Below are 15,979 nucleotides of genomic sequence, written 5' to 3'. Positions count from 1 at the left end.
GTCCCCGGCCCCCCGCGCGGCGGTTTTGCCGAACCTCAGCCCTGGAGCAGCACCAGATCGTCACGGTGTACGACCTCCCGCTCGTACGCCGGTCCGAGCTCCCTGGCGAGCTCGCGGGTGGAGCGGCCGAGGAGCTGCGGGAGCTCCTTGGCGTCGAAGTTGACGAGGCCCCGCGCGACGGCGCGGCCGTCCGCGGAACGCAGCTCCACGGGGTCCCCCGCGACGAACTCGCCCTCGACGGCGGCGATCCCGGCGGGCAGCAGGGAGCTGCCGCGTTCGGTGACGGCGCGGACGGCCCCGTCGTCCAGGACGAGGTGGCCCTGCGGGGTCGAGGCGTGCTGGAGCCACAGGAGCCGGTCGGCGGAGCGGCGGCCGGTGGCGTGGAAGTGCGTACCGGTCGGGCGGCCGGAGAGCGCGTCGGCGGCCTGGCTGGCGGAGGTGAGGACGACGGGGATGCCCGCCGCGGCGGCGATCCGGGCGGCTTCGACCTTGGTGACCATGCCGCCGGTGCCGACGCCCGCCTTGCCGGCGCTGCCGATGGTGACGTGGGCGATGTCCTGGGGGCCCCGCACCTCGTCGATGCGGGTGGTGCCGGGCTGCGAGGGGTCGCCGTCGTAGAGGCCGTCGACGTCGGAGAGCAGGACGAGGAGGTCGGCGCGGACCAGGTGGGCGACGAGGGCGGCGAGCCGGTCGTTGTCGCCGAAGCGGATCTCGTCGGTGGCGACGGTGTCGTTCTCGTTGACGACGGGCAGCGCGCCCATGGCCAGGAGCTGGTCGAGGGTCCGGTAGGCGTTGCGGTAGTGCGCGCGCCGGCTGGTGTCGTCGGTGGTGAGCAGGACCTGGCCGACGCGGATGCCGTAGCGGGCGAAGGAAGCGGTGTACCGGGCGACGAGCAGGCCCTGGCCGACGCTGGCGGCGGCCTGCTGGCGGGCAAGGTCCTTGGGCCGGCGGCGCAGGCCGAGCGGGGAGAGTCCGGCGGCGATGGCTCCGGAGGAGACCAGGACGATCTCCTTCTCCCCGCCGCCGCGCGCCTTGGCCAGTACGTCGACCAGGGCGTCCACCCGGTCGGCGTCGAGTCCGCCCTCCGCCGTGGTCAAGGAGGAGGAGCCGACCTTGACCACGATCCTGCGGGCGTCCAGCACGCCTTGCCTTGCCGCTGACACGTCTGTCCCCTTGCCCCTTGCCGGACGGCCGGACGGATGGTCCGGCCGACCCGCCCAATCTACGGGGTGGCCGTGAGCGCGCGCTCGGCGGTTTCAGACCGTGGACGAGGACGGCGGCCGCGGTGCGGGTTCCGCCTCGCGGGGGGCGCCGGGTACCAGGATCTTGCGGGACAGCAGGAAGGTGAAGGGGATGGCGACGACGGCCGCGACGAGCGGCGCGATCCGGGTGTCCATGCCGGCCCAGGTGACCAGGGCGTAGAGGCCGACGGACTGGATGACGTAGTTGGTGACGTTGGTCAGCGGGAAGAAGAGGAACTTCTTCCAGGTGGGCCGGGTGCGGTAGGTGAAGTAGGTGTTCATGAAGAACGACCCGATCATCGACAGCAGGAACGCCAGGGTGTAGGCGGCGAAGTACGGCATCCACGGGTGGAGCAGCAGGTAGCACCCGAAGAAGGTGCAGGTGTTGACGCCGCCGACGAGGGCGAACCGGAAGATCTGGCCGAGCTGATCCTTCTTCGTCATCGGCGGCTGCTCCGCCGTCGGCGGCTGGTTCGTCGCCGGCTGGTTCGTCGCCGGTCGCTGCTCCGTCATCCGCGGCTGCGCTCCGCGATCACGGCTTCGGAGATCCCGGGCATGCGCTCGGCTCCGTGGGCCTCCTTGACCAGGAAGTGGGGGCGGCGCTTGGTCTCGTAGTAGATGCGGCCGATGTACTCGCCGATCAGACCCAGCATGATCATCTGCATGCCGCCGATGCCGGCGATCATCGCGACGAGGGTGACGTAGCCCGGGGAGTCGATGCCGTTGGTGATCGCCATGATGGTGATCCACAGGGCGTACAGACCGGTCAGGCCGACGAGCGACACGCCGAGCCAGATCCCGATCCGCAGCGGGCGGTTGTTGAACGAGATCAGCCCGTCCATGCCGTAGTTCAGCAGGCTGCCGAACTTCCACTTCGTCTCGCCGGCCTCGCGCTGGGCGTTGCGGTAGTCGAAGTGGACGGTGTCGAAGCCGATCCAGGAGAAGAGGCCCTTGGAGAAGCGGTTGTACTCGGGGAGCGCGAGGAGGGCGTCCACGGCCGGCCGGGACAGCATGCGGAAGTCCCCGACGCCATCGGCCAGCTCGACGTCGACCCAGCGGTTGACGCCCCGGTAGTAGAGGCGGCTGAGGGCCGAGCGGAGCTTCTTGTCGCCCTCGCGGGTGCGGCGGGCGATGATCTGGTCGTGGCCCTGCCGGTAGTGCTCCAGCATCGTGGCGATCAGCTCGGGCGGGTGCTGGAGGTCGGCGTCCATGATCACGACGGCGTCGCCGGTCGCCTCGCGCAGGCCGGCGAGCATGCCGGCCTCCTTGCCGAAGTTGCGGCTGAAGGAGACGTACCGGGTCCGGTCGGGGCACTCGGAGGCGATCTTGCGGAGCTTTTCGAGAGTTCCGTCACGACTGCCGTCGTCGACGTAGCAGACCTCGTACTCGACGGGCAGGGCGTCGAGCACCCGCCTGATCTCCGCGTCGAAGCTGTCGATGACAGCTTCTTCGTTGTAACAAGGGACGACTACCGACAGCTTGGTCATGAGTACTTCCTGCTGGGTCCGAACGGGTGATTGTCGGCGACCGGACCCGCCACTCACCTCTTCCTTAGAAGTATGCACGCCGGTGGCCGGCCTGCCGGAGTCGCGTGCGGTACACGGTAGCTTTGACGGGATAAGCGGAATGGAACGAAGGGATTGAGGTGCACGTGCCTGACGTCTCCGTGGTCGTCATCGTCTACAACGACGCAGAGCGTCTGCCGACAGCCGTCCAGTCGGTTTTGGACCAGACCCTGCGCGGGGTCGAAGTCGTGGTCGTGGACGACTGCAGCAAGGACGGGTCCTACTCGGTCGCCAAGGAGCTGGAAGCGGCGCATCCGGGACGGGTGCGCGCCTTCCAGCTGCCCGAGAACAGCGGCGGCTGCGGTGCGCCGCGCAACCACGGCATCAAGCAGGCCACGGGCACGTACGTCATGTTCCTGGACAGTGACGACGTACTGGAGCGCAACGCCTGCCGGAACATGCTGGCGGCCGCCGAGCGCACCGGCTCCGACCTGGTGTCGGGCATGTGCGTGCGCGTGCACCTGGACAACCGGTGGAACAAGACCACCGAGTGGTACCCGTGGATCTACTCGCGCACCCGCACGCTGGAGTCGATCACCGAGTACCCGGACCTGCTGGTCTACGACACCCTCTCCACGAACAAGTGCTACCGGCGCGCGTTCCTGCTGGAGCAGGGCCTGGAGTTCCCGGTCGGCATCCACTACGAGGACCTGCTGTTCTCCGCGCAGGCCTACGTGGCCGCCCGCCGCATCACGCTGATCCCGAACCACGTCTACTTCTGGAACGTGGTCGAGAAGGCCGCGGCGAAGTCGATCAGCAACCGGCGCCACGAGATCGCGAACTTCGTCCACCGGATGGAGATCCACCGCCGCGTCGACGAACTGCTCGCCGCCAAGGGCCACACGGCGATCAAGTCGGCGAAGGACGCCAAGTTCCTCAAGCACGACCTGGTCCTGCACCTGCGTGACCTGCCGCTCCTCGGTCACGACTACCGGCAGCAGTTCGCCCGGTTGGCGAACGGTTACCTCGCGGACCTCGACCCGGCCGCGTACGAGAACGTCACCCACCTCCAGGCCATCTGCGCCTACCTGCTCGGCAAGGAGGACTGGGACAACCTGCTCGCCGCGGCCGACGCGATGACCAACAAGGGCCGGCTGTCCTCCCCGCTCGCGGAGCGCGACGGCCGCGTCTACTGGTGCGGGGGCCATCTCGACGACGCCGAGGGCCGCCGGATACTGGACGTCACCGGCCAGGGCTTCCACACCGCCCCGCTCGCCTCCCTGGCCCTAGGCAACCGTCTGACCTCCTACGAGGACGACGGGCGCGGCATCGTGACCCTGGCCGGTTCCGTCGTGAACCCGCTGGGCCGCATCGCCGCCGACAGCGAGCTGAAGGCGACGCTCGAATTCCGGGCCCGGCGCCAGATCGGGGTCCGCTCGTTCAGCTTCCCGGTCGCCACCGTGCGCCACGCCGGTGACTCGATCGAGTGGTCCACCACGGCCGACGTCGGCAGCACCGTCCGCCCGCTCGGCATCATCGACGCCGTCTGGGACGTCCGCCTGAAGCTGACGGCGGGCGCCGACCGGATGACGACCCGCGTCTCCGTCGGCGCCGTCGACCTCGACTCGGCGGCCCGACTGCGCGTGCGCCCGCGGCTGACCCGGCTCGTCTCCGACCGCTTCGAGCCGGAGGTGACGAAGAAGGGCAACCTCTCCTACGTCCTGACCGCCGAGGGCGCCGCGGCCGTCCGCACCCAGACGCTGATCAACAGCGCGATGCACGGCAAGGCCGCCGGAGTGGTCAAGCGCGGCCTGCGCCGCGCGCTGAGGGCCCGCCGCAACATCGGCTCGGGCGAGCAGAAGGTGAAGGTCTACCACGAGGTCTTCTCGAAGCTGCCCGTCAAGAAGGGCACGGTCGTCTTCGAGAGCCACATGGGCAAGCAGTACAGCGACAGCCCCAAGGCCATCTACGAGGAGCTGGTCCGTCAGGGCGCGCCGTTCGAGGCCATCTGGTCGTACGCGGGTGGCAAGCCCACCGGCTTCCCCAAGGAGGCCACCCTGGTGCGGCGCTGGAGCTGGCCGTACCTGCGGGCGCTCGCGCAGGCCGAGTACTGGGTCGACAACCAGGGCTTCCCGCTGGCCCTGGCCAAGCGCCCCGGGACCACGTACATCCAGACCTGGCACGGGTCCGCGCTCAAGCGGATGGGCTTCCACGAGCCCCGCACCAAGGCGCAGGGCAAGGCCGGGCAGGACCGCTTCCAGGCGGCCGTCGACCGCTTCGACCACTTCCTGATCCGCTCCGAGCACGACACCCGCACCCTCGCCAAGGGCTTCCGGCTGCGCGACGAGGTCCTGTTGCGCACCGGCTACCCGCGCAACGACGCCCTGGTCGAGGCGCAGCGGGCCGAGGCGGACAGCGGGGAGCGGCTGCGCGGACCGCTCGCCGCGGAGCTGGGCATCGACCCGGACAAGAAGGTGCTGCTGTACGCGCCGACGTTCCGGGCGAACGCGGACGGCACGGTGGAGAACTTCGCGTTCCCCTTCGACGTGGAGGAGTTCGCCGACCGGCTCGGCGACCGTTTCACCCTGCTGGTGCGCACGCACTACCTCAACAGCGTGTCGCTGCCGCCGTCCGTCGCGGGCCGGGTCCTGGACGTGTCCCGGCACCACGACGTCACCCCGCTGCTGGCCCTGGCCGACGGGCTGATCACCGACTACTCGTCCGTGATGTTCGACTACGCGGTGCTGGACCGGCCGATGCTGTTCTTCGCCTACGACTACGAGGCGTACGCGACGGACATCCGCGGCACGTACTTCGACCTGAAGGAGAAGGCGCCGGGCCCGGTCGTGTCCACGGCCGACGAGCTGATGCAGGCCGTCGCGGCCTTCGACGAGGCGGACGCCAAGTACGCCGAGGCCCGTCAGCGTTTCCTCACCGAGTTCGGCGAGTACGACCGCGGCGACGCCGCCCGCCAGATCGTCGAGAAGTTCTTCACCAGGAGCGGCAAGTGAGCCTCCAGCCCCACGAGTCCGCGACGCCGGGCGGCCGCGACGTCTTCCTCGTCTCCAACAGCGTGGACGAGCTCGGTGGGGTGACCACCTGGTCGCACCAGATGGCCCGGCTGTTGACCGACCGCGGACACCGGGTGCACGTCGTCGGCATCGCGCCCGTCGCCGAGGAGATCCGCCAGAAGCTGCCGGACGACCTGCCGTACGCGACGACGACGCTCTACGACAACCACCCGCCGAAGGCGCGCCGGCTGCGCGGCATCAAGGGCCGGCTCAACGCCCCCGAGCGCCGCCGGCAGGCGGCCCGGCGGGCGGGGATGCGCGACCGGGCGGAGACGCTGAGCGGTCTCTTCCGCGCGGCCCGGCCCGGCGCCGTGGTCATCGTCACCCAGGTCTGGGCGATGGAGTGGGTGGCCCTCGCCGACACCAAGGGGCTGTCGGTCATCGGGATGAGCCACGAGTCCTTCGAGGCCAGCCGGAAGTCCACCCGGGGCGAGCGGGTCCGCCGCCACTACTCCCAGGTCGACCGCCTGCTGGTGCTGACCCCGGAGGACGCGGACCTGTGGATCCGGGCCGGCATGGAGAACGTCGACAGCATGCCGAACCCGCTGCCGTTCATGCCGGACTCCCCCGCCCCGCGCAGCTCGAAGGTCGTCGCGAGCGTCGGTCGCCTCGCCTTCGAGAAGGGCGTGGACCTGCTCCTCGACGCGTGGGCGGACGCCGCCCCCCACCATCCCGACTGGACCCTGCGGATCTACGGCGCCGGCGTGGAGGAGAAGTCCCTGCGGGCCCACTGCACCTCGCTGGGGCTCGACGACTGCGTGGAGTGGATGGGCAGCACCGACGACGTACTGGGCTCCCTGCGCGGGGCGTCGGTCTTCGCCCAGGCCTCCCGCGCCGAGGGGTTCCCGATCACCCTGCTGGAGGCGATGGCCGCGGGCCTGCCGGTGGCCGCCTTCGACTGCGCGCCGGGCGTACGGGCGATCGTGGAGCACGGCGAGGACGGGCTGTTGGCCCGCCTCGGCAACACCATGGAACTCGCCGGGCACCTGGACGCCCTGATGTCGGACGCGGCCCTGCGCGACCGGCTCGGCGACGCCGGCTTCCGTCACGTGCGGCGCTTCTCCAGTGCCGAGATCACCGACCGCTGGGAAAGCCTGTTCGCGTTCCTGGACCGCTGAGCCCCGCAGCACCGACGAAGCCGCCCGCCCCGGACCGTTCCGGGGCGGGCGGCTTCGTCGGTGCCGTGGTGTCAGACCGCGTGGACGTCCTTGTGCGGGTCCCGGCGGGCGCCCGCCTTGTTGGCCTCCCAGCCGGCCCACGCCGAGGTGATCATCTCGCGTACGTCGTGCCGGGCCTTCCAGCCCAGCTCGGCGGCGATCCGGTCGGCCGAGGCCACGACCTTCGCCGGGTCGCCGGGGCGGCGCGGGGTGACGACCGGGGCGTGGGTGTGCCCGGTGCCCTCGTTCAGCAGCTCGACCATCTCCTTGACGGAGACGCCCTCGCCCCGACCGATGTTCACCGTGAGGTCCTTGTGGTCGCCCGCGGCACCCCATTCGGCGAGCCGGCGCGCGGCCACCACGTGGGCGTCGGCGAGGTCCTCGACGTGGATGTAGTCGCGGATGCAGGTGCCGTCCGGGGTCGGGTAGTCGTCGCCGAAGATGCGGGCGCCCTCGCCGGCGTCGTAGCGCTCGAAGACCATCGGGACCAGGTTGAAGACACCGGTGTCCGCGAGCTCGGGGGTGGCCGCGCCCGCCACGTTGAAGTAGCGCAGGCAGGCGGTGGAGATGCCGTGCGCCTTGCCGGCGGCGCGCACCAGCCACTCGCCGGCGAGCTTGGTCTCGCCGTACGGGCTCAGCGGCCGGCAGGGGGTCTCCTCGGTGACCGAGTCCACGTCGGGCATCCCGTACACGGAGGCGGAGGAGGAGAAGAGGAAGTTGCGGATGCCGGCGGCGGCCACGGCCTGGAGCAGCACCGTGAGGCCCTGCACGTTCTCGTGGTAGTAGTACATCGGCTTCTCGACGGACTCGCCGACCTGCTTCTTGCCCGCCAGGTGCACGACGCCCGTGATGTGGTGGCGGCGGATCGTGTCGTCGAGCACCAGCCGGTCCAGGACCGAGCCGACCACCAGCGGAACGCCCTCCGGGACACGGTCCTCGTTGCCCGTGGAGAGGTCGTCGAGCACCACGACCTCCTCTCCGGCGAGCAGCATCGCGCGAACGACGTGCGCGCCGATGTAACCGGCGCCACCGGTGATCAGAAATGTCATGCGTATCTCCCGAGCTCTAGCGTGACCGGCGCGTGCGGGCGCGGTCGAGGCGGTTGCGTACGAAGGTCAGGGCGCCCCCGGCGCCGGGGGCCAGGCGCAGGGCCAGTGCTCCCGACGCCGTCCGGTAGGGCTGCGCCAGCAGAACACCGTACCGGCTGCTGGGCAGTGCGCGGCGGCGGAGCAGTCCGCCGAGGGGGCGCAGGGAGGTGATCAAGGAGCTTCCGTCGGCGCAGTGCACGCCCGCCCGGACGTCCCAGGCCTGCATGCCGCGCAGGCCGCGGCGACGGCCGAGGGCGGCGAGCGCTGCGGGCCGCAGCGGGACCACGGCCGTCCAGCCGTCGCCGTCGGGGCTCAGCTCCACCGGGCGGGCGGGTACGGGCTCCGCGCCGGTGCGGGGGTGGAAGGTCAGCGCGACGCTCTGCGGACCGGCCTGCGCGAGGCGGCCGTACAGGTCGTGGACGCGGAGGCGGACGGCGCCGCCGGCGGCGGGTTCGGCGTCGATGGTGACGGGCAACTGCGCGACGGGCAGCTCGGCGAGGCCGTCGAGGGGAACGGGCAGCTCCGCGCTCCACACCGGCAGCCCGGCCGGGTCCGCGGCGTACGGGGGCGGCAGCCGGGCCGGCTCGGCGGCCAGGCGCGTCAGCCGCTCCACGTCGGCGGGCGGGGCCGGGGCGGCCAGCAGCACGCGCGCCGTCCAGCGGGCGCGGGCGGGGGCGGCCTCGACGTCGGCCTCGGCGAAGCCCTTCAGGTAGGTCCGGGTGAGGTCCCACCAGGCCGCGCGGTAGCCGGGGTCCTGGCCGAGTTCGCGCAGGTACATGCGCAGGTCGTAGTCCAGGAACTTGACCTGGCAGGCGCGGCCCAGCTCCGCGGAGGCCTCGGCGAGGGTGGCGCAGGCGGCCCGGTGGGCCTCGACGCGGGAGCGCCAGTTGCTGACGTCGGCGCGGTCGAGGGAGATCGACTTCCGGGCGGCGCTGCGGCGCACGTGCCAGACGTAGACGAGGTCGCCGATGACGGCCATGCGGGGGGCCGCGGCGAGGACGCGGGCGGTGAAGAGGAAGTCCTCGTAGACGAAGCGGCCGTCGGGGAAGCGGATGCCGTGCTTCTCCAGGAAGGCGCGCTCGTACAACTTGTTGACGCAGAGGGTGTCGCGGACCAGTTCGGGCCGGTCGGCGGGCCGTTCGATGACCTCGCCCGGCGTGTGCAGCCCCGGCATCCACGGCACGTCGCGGCCCTCGGGCAGCTCACGGCGCACGCACGCGCCGACGGTGACGGGGGCCCGGTGCTCCTCGGCGGCCGCGAGCAGCGCCGCGGCGGCACCGGGCGGCAGGACGTCGTCGCTGTCCAGGAACAGGACGTACGGGGCGCTCGCGGCGGCGATCCCGTCGTTGCGCGGGGTGCCGCAGCCGCCGCTGTTCCGCGTGCGGTGGACGACCCTCAGCCGGGGGTGGACGGCCGCCAGCTCGTCCAGGACCCGGCCGGTGCCGTCCGAGGAGGCGTCGTCGACCGCGATGACCTCGGCGACCACCGGGCCCTGGGCGAGGGCCGAGGAAACGGCCTCGCCCACGAGCCCGGCGTCGTTGTACGCGATCACCACCACGGAGACGGCGGGGGCCGCGGCGGCGTCAGTGCCGGAATTGCTGCTGTTCACCCGCAGGATCCTAGGCGAACGATGTAAGGCCGGCTTCAAGTCCCCGGATCCGCGGGATCAGAACGGGCGGAACTCGTCGTACTCCTGCTGGGAGGAGTCGCCGCGCTTGGCTTCCTTGTCCTTGCGGCGCGTGGTCGCCGGGCGCGGTGCTTCCAGGCGGTGGTCCTCGCCACGGCGGCCCAGCATCTCGGCGCCGGCCATCATGGTCGGCTCCCAGTCGAAGACCACGGAGTTCTCGTCGGAGCCGATGGCGACGCCGTCACCGGCGCGGGCGCCGGCCTTCTTCAGCGCGTCCTCGACACCGAGGCGGTTGAGCCGGTCCGCGAGGTAGCCGACGGCCTCGTCGTTGTTGAAGTCGGTCTGACGGACCCAGCGCTCGGGCTTCTCGCCGCGCACCTGGTAGACGTCCTCGACCTCGTCGTACGTGACGGTGAAGCCGGAGTCGTCGACGGCCTTCGGGCGGATGACGATGCGGGTCGCCTCCTCCTTCGGCTTGCGCGCGCGGGCCTTGGCCACTACCTCGGCGAGGAAGTAGGACAGCTCCTTCAGACCGGTACGGGCGACCGCGGAGACCTCGAAGACCTTGTAGCCGCGGGCCTCCAGGTCGGGGCGCACCATCTCGGCGAGGTCCTGGCCGTCGGGGATGTCGACCTTGTTGAGGACGACGAGGCGGGGCCGCTTCTCCAGGCCGCCGCCGTACAGCCGCAGCTCTTCCTCGATGACGTCGAGGTCGGCGAGCGGGTCGCGGTCCGACTCCAGGGTGGCGGTGTCGAGCACGTGCACCAGTACCGAGCAGCGCTCGACGTGGCGCAGGAACTCCAGGCCGAGGCCCTTGCCCTGGCTGGCGCCCGGGATCAGGCCCGGTACGTCGGCGATGGTGTAGACGGTCGAGCCGGCGGTGACGACGCCCAGGTTCGGGACGAGGGTGGTGAAGGGGTAGTCCGCGATCTTCGGCTTGGCGGCGGAGAGCACCGAGATCAGCGAGGACTTGCCCGCGCTCGGGAAGCCGACCAGCGCCACGTCGGCGACGGTCTTGAGCTCCAGGACGATGTCACCGGTGGTGCCGGGGACACCGAGGAGCGCGAAGCCGGGCGCCTTGCGGCGGGCCGAGGAGAGCGCGGCGTTGCCGAGGCCGCCGCGGCCCCCCTCACCGGCGACGTAGGTGGTGCCCTGGCCGACGAGGTCGGCGAGGACGTTGCCCTCCTTGTCGAGGACGACGGTGCCGTCCGGCACGGGCAGGATCAGGTCCTGGCCGTCCTTGCCGGAGCGGTTGTCGCCGGCGCCGGGCTGACCGTTGGTCGCCTTGCGGTGCGGGCTGTGGTGGTAGTCCAGCAGGGTGGTGACCGCCTGCTCCACCACGAGGATGACGTCACCGCCACGGCCGCCGTTGCCGCCGTCGGGGCCGCCGAGCGGCTTGAACTTCTCCCGGTGAACGGAGGCGCAGCCGTGGCCCCCGTTACCCGCGGCGACGTGCAGCTCGACGCGGTCCACGAAGGTGGTCATGGTTGTTCCTCCAGATACATGCGGGAATGTCCCGGGCAGGCCTTGCTACCCATTTAACGTGTCCATATGACAACGCGCCGAGGGCGGACCTCTCTTCCCGGCATGCGCCGGGAAGAGTTGAGATCCGCCCTCGGGGAGTTCAGTACGCCTTGATCAGCAGGAGCTGGATCAGGCGGCCGGAACGATGTTGACGACCTTGCGACCGCGGTGGGTGCCGAACTCGACGGCACCGGGCAGCAGCGCGAACAGCGTGTCGTCGCCGCCACGGCCCACACCCGAACCCGGGTGGAAGTGGGTGCCGCGCTGGCGGACGAGGATCTCACCAGCGGAAACGACCTGACCGCCGAAGCGCTTCACGCCGAGCCGCTGAGCATTGGAATCGCGCCCGTTCCGGGTGGACGATGCGCCCTTCTTGTGTGCCATGTCTCAGTCCCTCTTACTTCGCAGCCGTGGGGATACCGGTGACCTTGATCGCCGTGTACTGCTGGCGGTGACCCTGGCGACGGCGGTAGCCGGTCTTGTTCTTGTAGCGCAGGATGTCGATCTTGGCGCCCTTGTGGTGGTCCACGATCTCGGCCTGAACCTTGATCCCGGCCAGCACCCACGGGTCGCTGGTCACGGCGTCGCCGTCGACAACGAGCAGGGTCGAGAGCTCGACCGTGTCGCCAACCTTGGCAGTGGAAATCTTGTCAACCTCAACGATGTCGCCGACAGCAACCTTGTGCTGGCGACCACCGCTGCGCACGATGGCGTACACGCGGATCTCTCTCTCACTCGGGACGGATGCTCCTGAAGCCAGCCACTCACGCGGGCCGGGGCCCACGGTGATCCGGATTGGACGAGCGGCCTCTCCCGTGACCCGTCCGCTCGCGCGGACGATGTGGGAGGAAGGTGCTCAGGAGCGCGACGCACGTTGAACGGTAATCGTTCAAGACACGCCGACGGTCTAGGTTACGGGGCTGGTTCCGGGGGGTCAAACCGGGCCCCGCACGGCCGTGGGCCCCGCCTTCCGGCGGGGCCCACGGCGTGGAGCGGATCAGGCTTCGTCGGTCGGAGCCGAGACGGACGGGAGCGTCTGCTCCGCCGCCGCGGTCTTCTTCGTCGCCCGCTTCGCCACGGTCTTCTTGGCCGTCGTCTTCTTCGCGACGGTCTTCTTCGCGGCCGCCGCCTTCTTGGCCGGGGCCTTCTTCGCGGCCGTGGTCGTCGCCTTCTTGGCCGGCGCCTTACGGGCCTTCTTCACCGGAGCCGGCTCGGCCTCGGCCTCGGCGGCCGGGGCGTCGGCTTCGGTCACCGGCTCGGCGACGTCGGCAGCGGCGCTCTCGACCACCACGACGGCCGCCTCCGCCGCACCCGCGGGTGCGGTGGCCTTGCGGACCGCGCGGCGCCGCGGACGGGCCGGAGCGGCCTCCACGACCGGCTCGGCCTCGACGGCGGCCGGGGCCTCGTCGGCCACGACCGGGACGACGGGCTCCGGCTCGACGGCTGCCGGGGCCTCCGGGGCGGCCGGCGCCTCCGGCGTCACGGACGCTGCCGGGGCAGCGGTCCCGCCGGCCGGGGCGCCCGCCGGAGCGGTCGCCTTACGGGTCGCACGACGACGGGTCCGGCCCTTGGGCGCGGCCTCCTCGACGGGGACCTCCGGAGCCTCCGGGGTCTCCACGGCGACCGCCTCGACGACCGCGGCGGCCTCGGGGGTCGGCTCCAGGACCGTGTCGGCGGGCTCCACGACCGGCTCGTCCTCGACCACCGGGGTCACCGGGGCCGCGGCGGGCCGCACCGCACCGCGCGGGGCGCCCGCCGGAGCGGTCGCCTTGCGGGTGGCGCGACGACGGTTGCGACGACCGCTGACACCGGCGGCGGCCTCCGCCTCGGCGGCGCTGCCGTACAGCTCCTCGTCGGCGACGAACTCCGGCTCGGGCAGGGCCCGCGGCGCGGCGGCCTCGGCGGCCACCTCGGCCTCGGTCTCGGCCTCGATCTCCGCGTCGGCCTCGAACACGTCCGTGCCGACGGTCTCGACCGTCTCGTGGTCGTGGTCGTGCTCCGTGCCACGGCCGCCACGGCGCTTGGAACGCTTGCCGTTGCCGCCGCCGCCGACCACGGTCGGGGTCTCCATGTGCACGATGACGCCGCGGCCGTTGCAGTGGACGCAGGTCTCGGAGAAGGACTCCAGCAGACCCTGGCCCACCCGCTTGCGGGTCATCTGGACCAGGCCCAGCGAGGTGACCTCGGCCACCTGGTGCTTGGTGCGGTCCCGGCCCAGGCACTCCAGCATGCGCCGCAGCACCAGGTCCCGGTTCGACTCCAGGACCATGTCGATGAAGTCGATGACGACGATGCCGCCCAGGTCGCGCAGCCGCAGCTGGCGCACGATCTCCTCGGCCGCCTCCAGGTTGTTCCTGGTGACGGTCTCCTCGAGGTTGCCGCCCTGACCGGTGAACTTGCCGGTGTTGACGTCGATGACGATCATCGCCTCGGTCTTGTCGATCACGAGGGAGCCGCCCGAGGGCAGCCACACCTTGCGGTCGAGCGCCTTGGCGAGCTGCTCGTCGATCCGGTACGTCGCGAAGACGTCGACCTCGGAGGTCCAGCGCGACAGTCGGTCGGCCAGGTCCGGGGCCACGTGGTTCACGTAGCCGTGGATGGTCTCCCAGGCGGTGTCACCGCTGACGATGACCTTCGAGAAGTCCTCGTTGAAGATGTCGCGGACGACACGGACGGTCATGTCCGGCTCGCCGTACAGCAGGCTCGGCGAAGAGGTCGAGATCTGCTTCGACTTCTTCTGGATGTCCTCCCACTGGGCCTGCAGGCGCTCTACGTCGCGGCGCAGCTCGTCCTCGCTCGCGCCCTCGGCGGCGGTGCGCACGATGACGCCCGCGTCCTCGGGGACGATCTTCTTGAGGATGGTCTTCAGGCGCGCGCGCTCGGTGTCGGGCAGCTTGCGGCTGATGCCGGTCATCGAGCCCTCGGGCACGTAGACCAGGTAGCGGCCGGGCAGCGAGACCTGGCTGGTCAGGCGGGCGCCCTTGTGGCCGATCGGGTCCTTGGTGACCTGCACGAGGACCGACTGGCCGGACTTGAGGGCGGACTCGATGCGACGCGGCCCGTTGGCCATGCCGAGCGCCTCGAAGTTGACCTCACCGGCGTACAGGACCGCGTTGCGGCCCTTGCCGATGTCGATGAAGGCGGCCTCCATGGACGGCAGCACGTTCTGGACCTTGCCCAGGTAGACGTTGCCGACGTAGGAGGTGGCCTCCTCCTTGTTGACGTAGTGCTCGACGAGGACGTTGTCCTCGAGCACGCCGATCTGGGTGCGCTCGCCGGCCTGGCGGACGACCATGACGCGCTCGACGGCCTCGCGGCGGGCCAGGAATTCGGCCTCGGTGATGATCGGGACGCGACGGCGGCCCTGCTCGCGGCCTTCGCGGCGGCGCTGCTTCTTGGCCTCCAGGCGGGTCGAGCCCTTGATGGACTGGACCTCGTCGGAAGAGGTGGAGGTGGACTCGCCGCGCTCGCGCGCCGGGCGCGGCTCGCGGACCTTGACGACGGTGCGTACGCCGTCGTCCTCGGCGCTCTCGGCGTCGGCGGCGGAGTCACCGCTGCGACGGCGCCGGCGACGGCGGCGACGGCTGGACGAGGAACCGAGTTCGGCGTCGTCCGCGTCGTCGGCGTCCTCCTCCTCGGGCTCCTCGGCGGCGCCGGTCTCCTCCTCGGCGGACTCGTCGAGGTCGGCGGACTCACCGCGACGGCGACGGCGGCCACCGCGACGACGACGGCGCGAGGGGCGCTCGCCCGACTCGTCGGCCTCGTCCTCGTCGAGGTCGGCGGCCTCGGCCTCGGCGTCCTGCTCCTCGTCGAGGAGCTCGACGTCGGCCAGCGACACGGGAGCGCTCGGCGCGGGGGCGGCGGGCGCGGCGACGGGCTCGGCGGCGGCGCCACGGCGGCGGCGACGACGGCCGGTGGGCTGCTCGACGGGGGCCGGGGCCTGGGCCTCGACCTCGGTCTCGTCCTCTTCCTCCTCGGCCTCCTCCGCGTGGGACGCGGCGGCTGCGGCGGCCGCGGCCATGGCGGCGGTCTCCGGGGTCTGGAACATCGGCTCGGCGAAGACCGGCGCCTGGAAGACGGCCACGGCGGGACGCGCGGCGCGGCGGGCGGCGCGGTTCTGAGCCGGGGCGGCGGCCGTGTCGGACTCGACGGCGGCCGCGGGCTGCGCCGGGGCGGCCGGCGAGGCGGAGCGGGTGGCGCGGCGACGACCGCCGCGCTTCGGGGAGTCGACGGCGTCGGCGACGGTCACGGCGCGGGCGGCGGCCTTGGGGGCCTCCTGCACGGCGGCCGGGGTCTCGACGGCGCTCTCGGCGACGGGCGCCTCGGCGGCGGCCGGGGCGGCGACGGCGCGGGTGGCCCGACGACGGGCACGCGGCGCCGGAGCGGCCGGGGCCTCGTCCTCGGCCGCGGGGGCGGCGACGGGCGCGGGGGCGGCTTCCACGACGGGCTCGGCGACGGGCGCCTCCGGGGCGGTCACCGCACGGGTCGCCCGACGACGGGCACGCGGAGCGGAAACCGGAGCCGCGACGGGCTCCTCCACCACGGGCGCCGCGGCGGGAGCGGCCTCGACCACGGGCTCGGCAACCGTCTCGACGGCGGCCGGAGCGGCGACGGCGCGGGTGGCCCGACGACGGGCACGCGGCGCCGGAGCGGCGGCGGGCTCCTCCACGACGGGCGCGGGGGCGGCTTCCACGACGGGCTCGGCGACGGGCGCCTCCGGGGCGGTCACCGCACGGGTCGCCCGACGACGGGCACGCGGAGCGGAA

The 15,979-nt window shown here is 72.0% G+C and carries 11 protein-coding genes; 2 read left to right on the top strand and 9 right to left on the bottom strand.

Annotated features, from left to right (window positions below):
* Positions 1-35 precede the first annotated feature (35 nt).
* From proB to ACFY0I_RS14890, 3 genes are all read right to left on the bottom strand, one after another.
* The gene (gene proB, locus ACFY0I_RS14900) at positions 36-1,163 is read right to left on the bottom strand and encodes a glutamate 5-kinase (RefSeq protein ID WP_388894732.1); all 1,128 of its coding nucleotides are present in this window, start codon (positions 1,161-1,163) and stop codon (positions 36-38) included.
* A 93-nt stretch (positions 1,164-1,256) separates the two neighbouring features.
* Positions 1,257-1,685 carry a GtrA family protein gene (locus tag ACFY0I_RS14895; protein ID WP_388895329.1) on the bottom strand — a complete coding sequence of 143 codons (429 nt, stop codon included), beginning with the start codon at positions 1,683-1,685 and terminating at the stop codon, positions 1,257-1,259.
* A 65-nt stretch (positions 1,686-1,750) separates the two neighbouring features.
* Positions 1,751-2,728, bottom strand: coding sequence for a glycosyltransferase family 2 protein (locus ACFY0I_RS14890; protein ID WP_388894729.1), 978 nt, complete (start codon positions 2,726-2,728; stop codon positions 1,751-1,753).
* Between the two features lie 158 nt (positions 2,729-2,886).
* On the opposite strand from ACFY0I_RS14890, the gene ACFY0I_RS14885 reads away from it, so the two are divergent.
* Both ACFY0I_RS14885 and ACFY0I_RS14880 read left to right on the top strand, forming a co-directional pair.
* Positions 2,887-5,757 carry a CDP-glycerol glycerophosphotransferase family protein gene (locus tag ACFY0I_RS14885; RefSeq protein WP_388894726.1) on the top strand — a complete coding sequence of 957 codons (2,871 nt, stop codon included), beginning with the start codon at positions 2,887-2,889 and terminating at the stop codon, positions 5,755-5,757.
* Positions 5,754-6,935: a glycosyltransferase gene (locus ACFY0I_RS14880; protein ID WP_388894723.1), complete on the top strand. Its 1,182-nt coding sequence runs from the start codon at positions 5,754-5,756 to the stop codon at positions 6,933-6,935. Before ACFY0I_RS14885 ends, ACFY0I_RS14880 begins: the two co-directional genes overlap by 4 nt.
* 71 nt (positions 6,936-7,006) lie before the next feature.
* Here the strand turns inward: ACFY0I_RS14880 and galE are convergent, their stop codons facing one another.
* The 6 genes from galE to ACFY0I_RS14850 all read right to left on the bottom strand — a co-directional run.
* Entirely contained in the window at positions 7,007-8,023 is a 1,017-nt protein-coding gene (gene galE, locus ACFY0I_RS14875; protein WP_388894720.1) for a UDP-glucose 4-epimerase GalE, read from the bottom strand.
* A 16-nt stretch (positions 8,024-8,039) separates the two neighbouring features.
* A complete protein-coding gene (locus ACFY0I_RS14870) occupies positions 8,040-9,671 on the bottom strand; it encodes a glycosyltransferase (protein ID WP_388894717.1) in 1,632 nt (543 codons plus the stop codon).
* A gap of 57 nt (positions 9,672-9,728) precedes the next feature.
* On the bottom strand, positions 9,729-11,174 hold the full coding sequence (obgE, locus tag ACFY0I_RS14865; protein ID WP_388894714.1) for a GTPase ObgE: 1,446 nt from the start codon (positions 11,172-11,174) through the stop codon (positions 9,729-9,731).
* A 168-nt stretch (positions 11,175-11,342) separates the two neighbouring features.
* On the bottom strand, positions 11,343-11,597 hold the full coding sequence (rpmA, locus tag ACFY0I_RS14860) for a 50S ribosomal protein L27 (RefSeq protein WP_362876795.1): 255 nt from the start codon (positions 11,595-11,597) through the stop codon (positions 11,343-11,345).
* A 13-nt stretch (positions 11,598-11,610) separates the two neighbouring features.
* Positions 11,611-11,931 carry a 50S ribosomal protein L21 gene (rplU, locus tag ACFY0I_RS14855; protein ID WP_030159347.1) on the bottom strand — a complete coding sequence of 107 codons (321 nt, stop codon included), beginning with the start codon at positions 11,929-11,931 and terminating at the stop codon, positions 11,611-11,613.
* Between the two features lie 279 nt (positions 11,932-12,210).
* On the bottom strand, positions 12,211-15,979 hold a 3,769-nt coding region (locus ACFY0I_RS14850), incomplete at its 5' end, for a ribonuclease E/G (protein WP_388894711.1).

Origin of the sequence: Streptomyces sp. NPDC001568, assembly GCF_042893755.1 — a bacterium.
Taxonomy (GTDB): domain Bacteria; phylum Actinomycetota; class Actinomycetes; order Streptomycetales; family Streptomycetaceae; genus Streptomyces.
This window is presented reverse-complemented; position numbering and strand designations above follow the sequence as displayed.

Excerpts from the sequence above, each read along its gene's own strand:
- ACFY0I_RS14890 (WP_388894729.1), bottom strand. The coding sequence starts at position 2,728 with ATGACCAAGCTGTCGGTAGTCGTCCCTTGTTACAACGAAGAAGCTGTC.
- obgE (WP_388894714.1), bottom strand. The coding sequence starts at position 11,174 with ATGACCACCTTCGTGGACCGCGTCGAGCTGCACGTCGCCGCGGGTAAC.
- rpmA (WP_362876795.1), bottom strand. The coding sequence starts at position 11,597 with ATGGCACACAAGAAGGGCGCATCGTCCACCCGGAACGGGCGCGATTCC.
- galE (WP_388894720.1), bottom strand. The coding sequence starts at position 8,023 with ATGACATTTCTGATCACCGGTGGCGCCGGTTACATCGGCGCGCACGTC.
- ACFY0I_RS14895 (WP_388895329.1), bottom strand. The coding sequence starts at position 1,685 with ATGACGAAGAAGGATCAGCTCGGCCAGATCTTCCGGTTCGCCCTCGTC.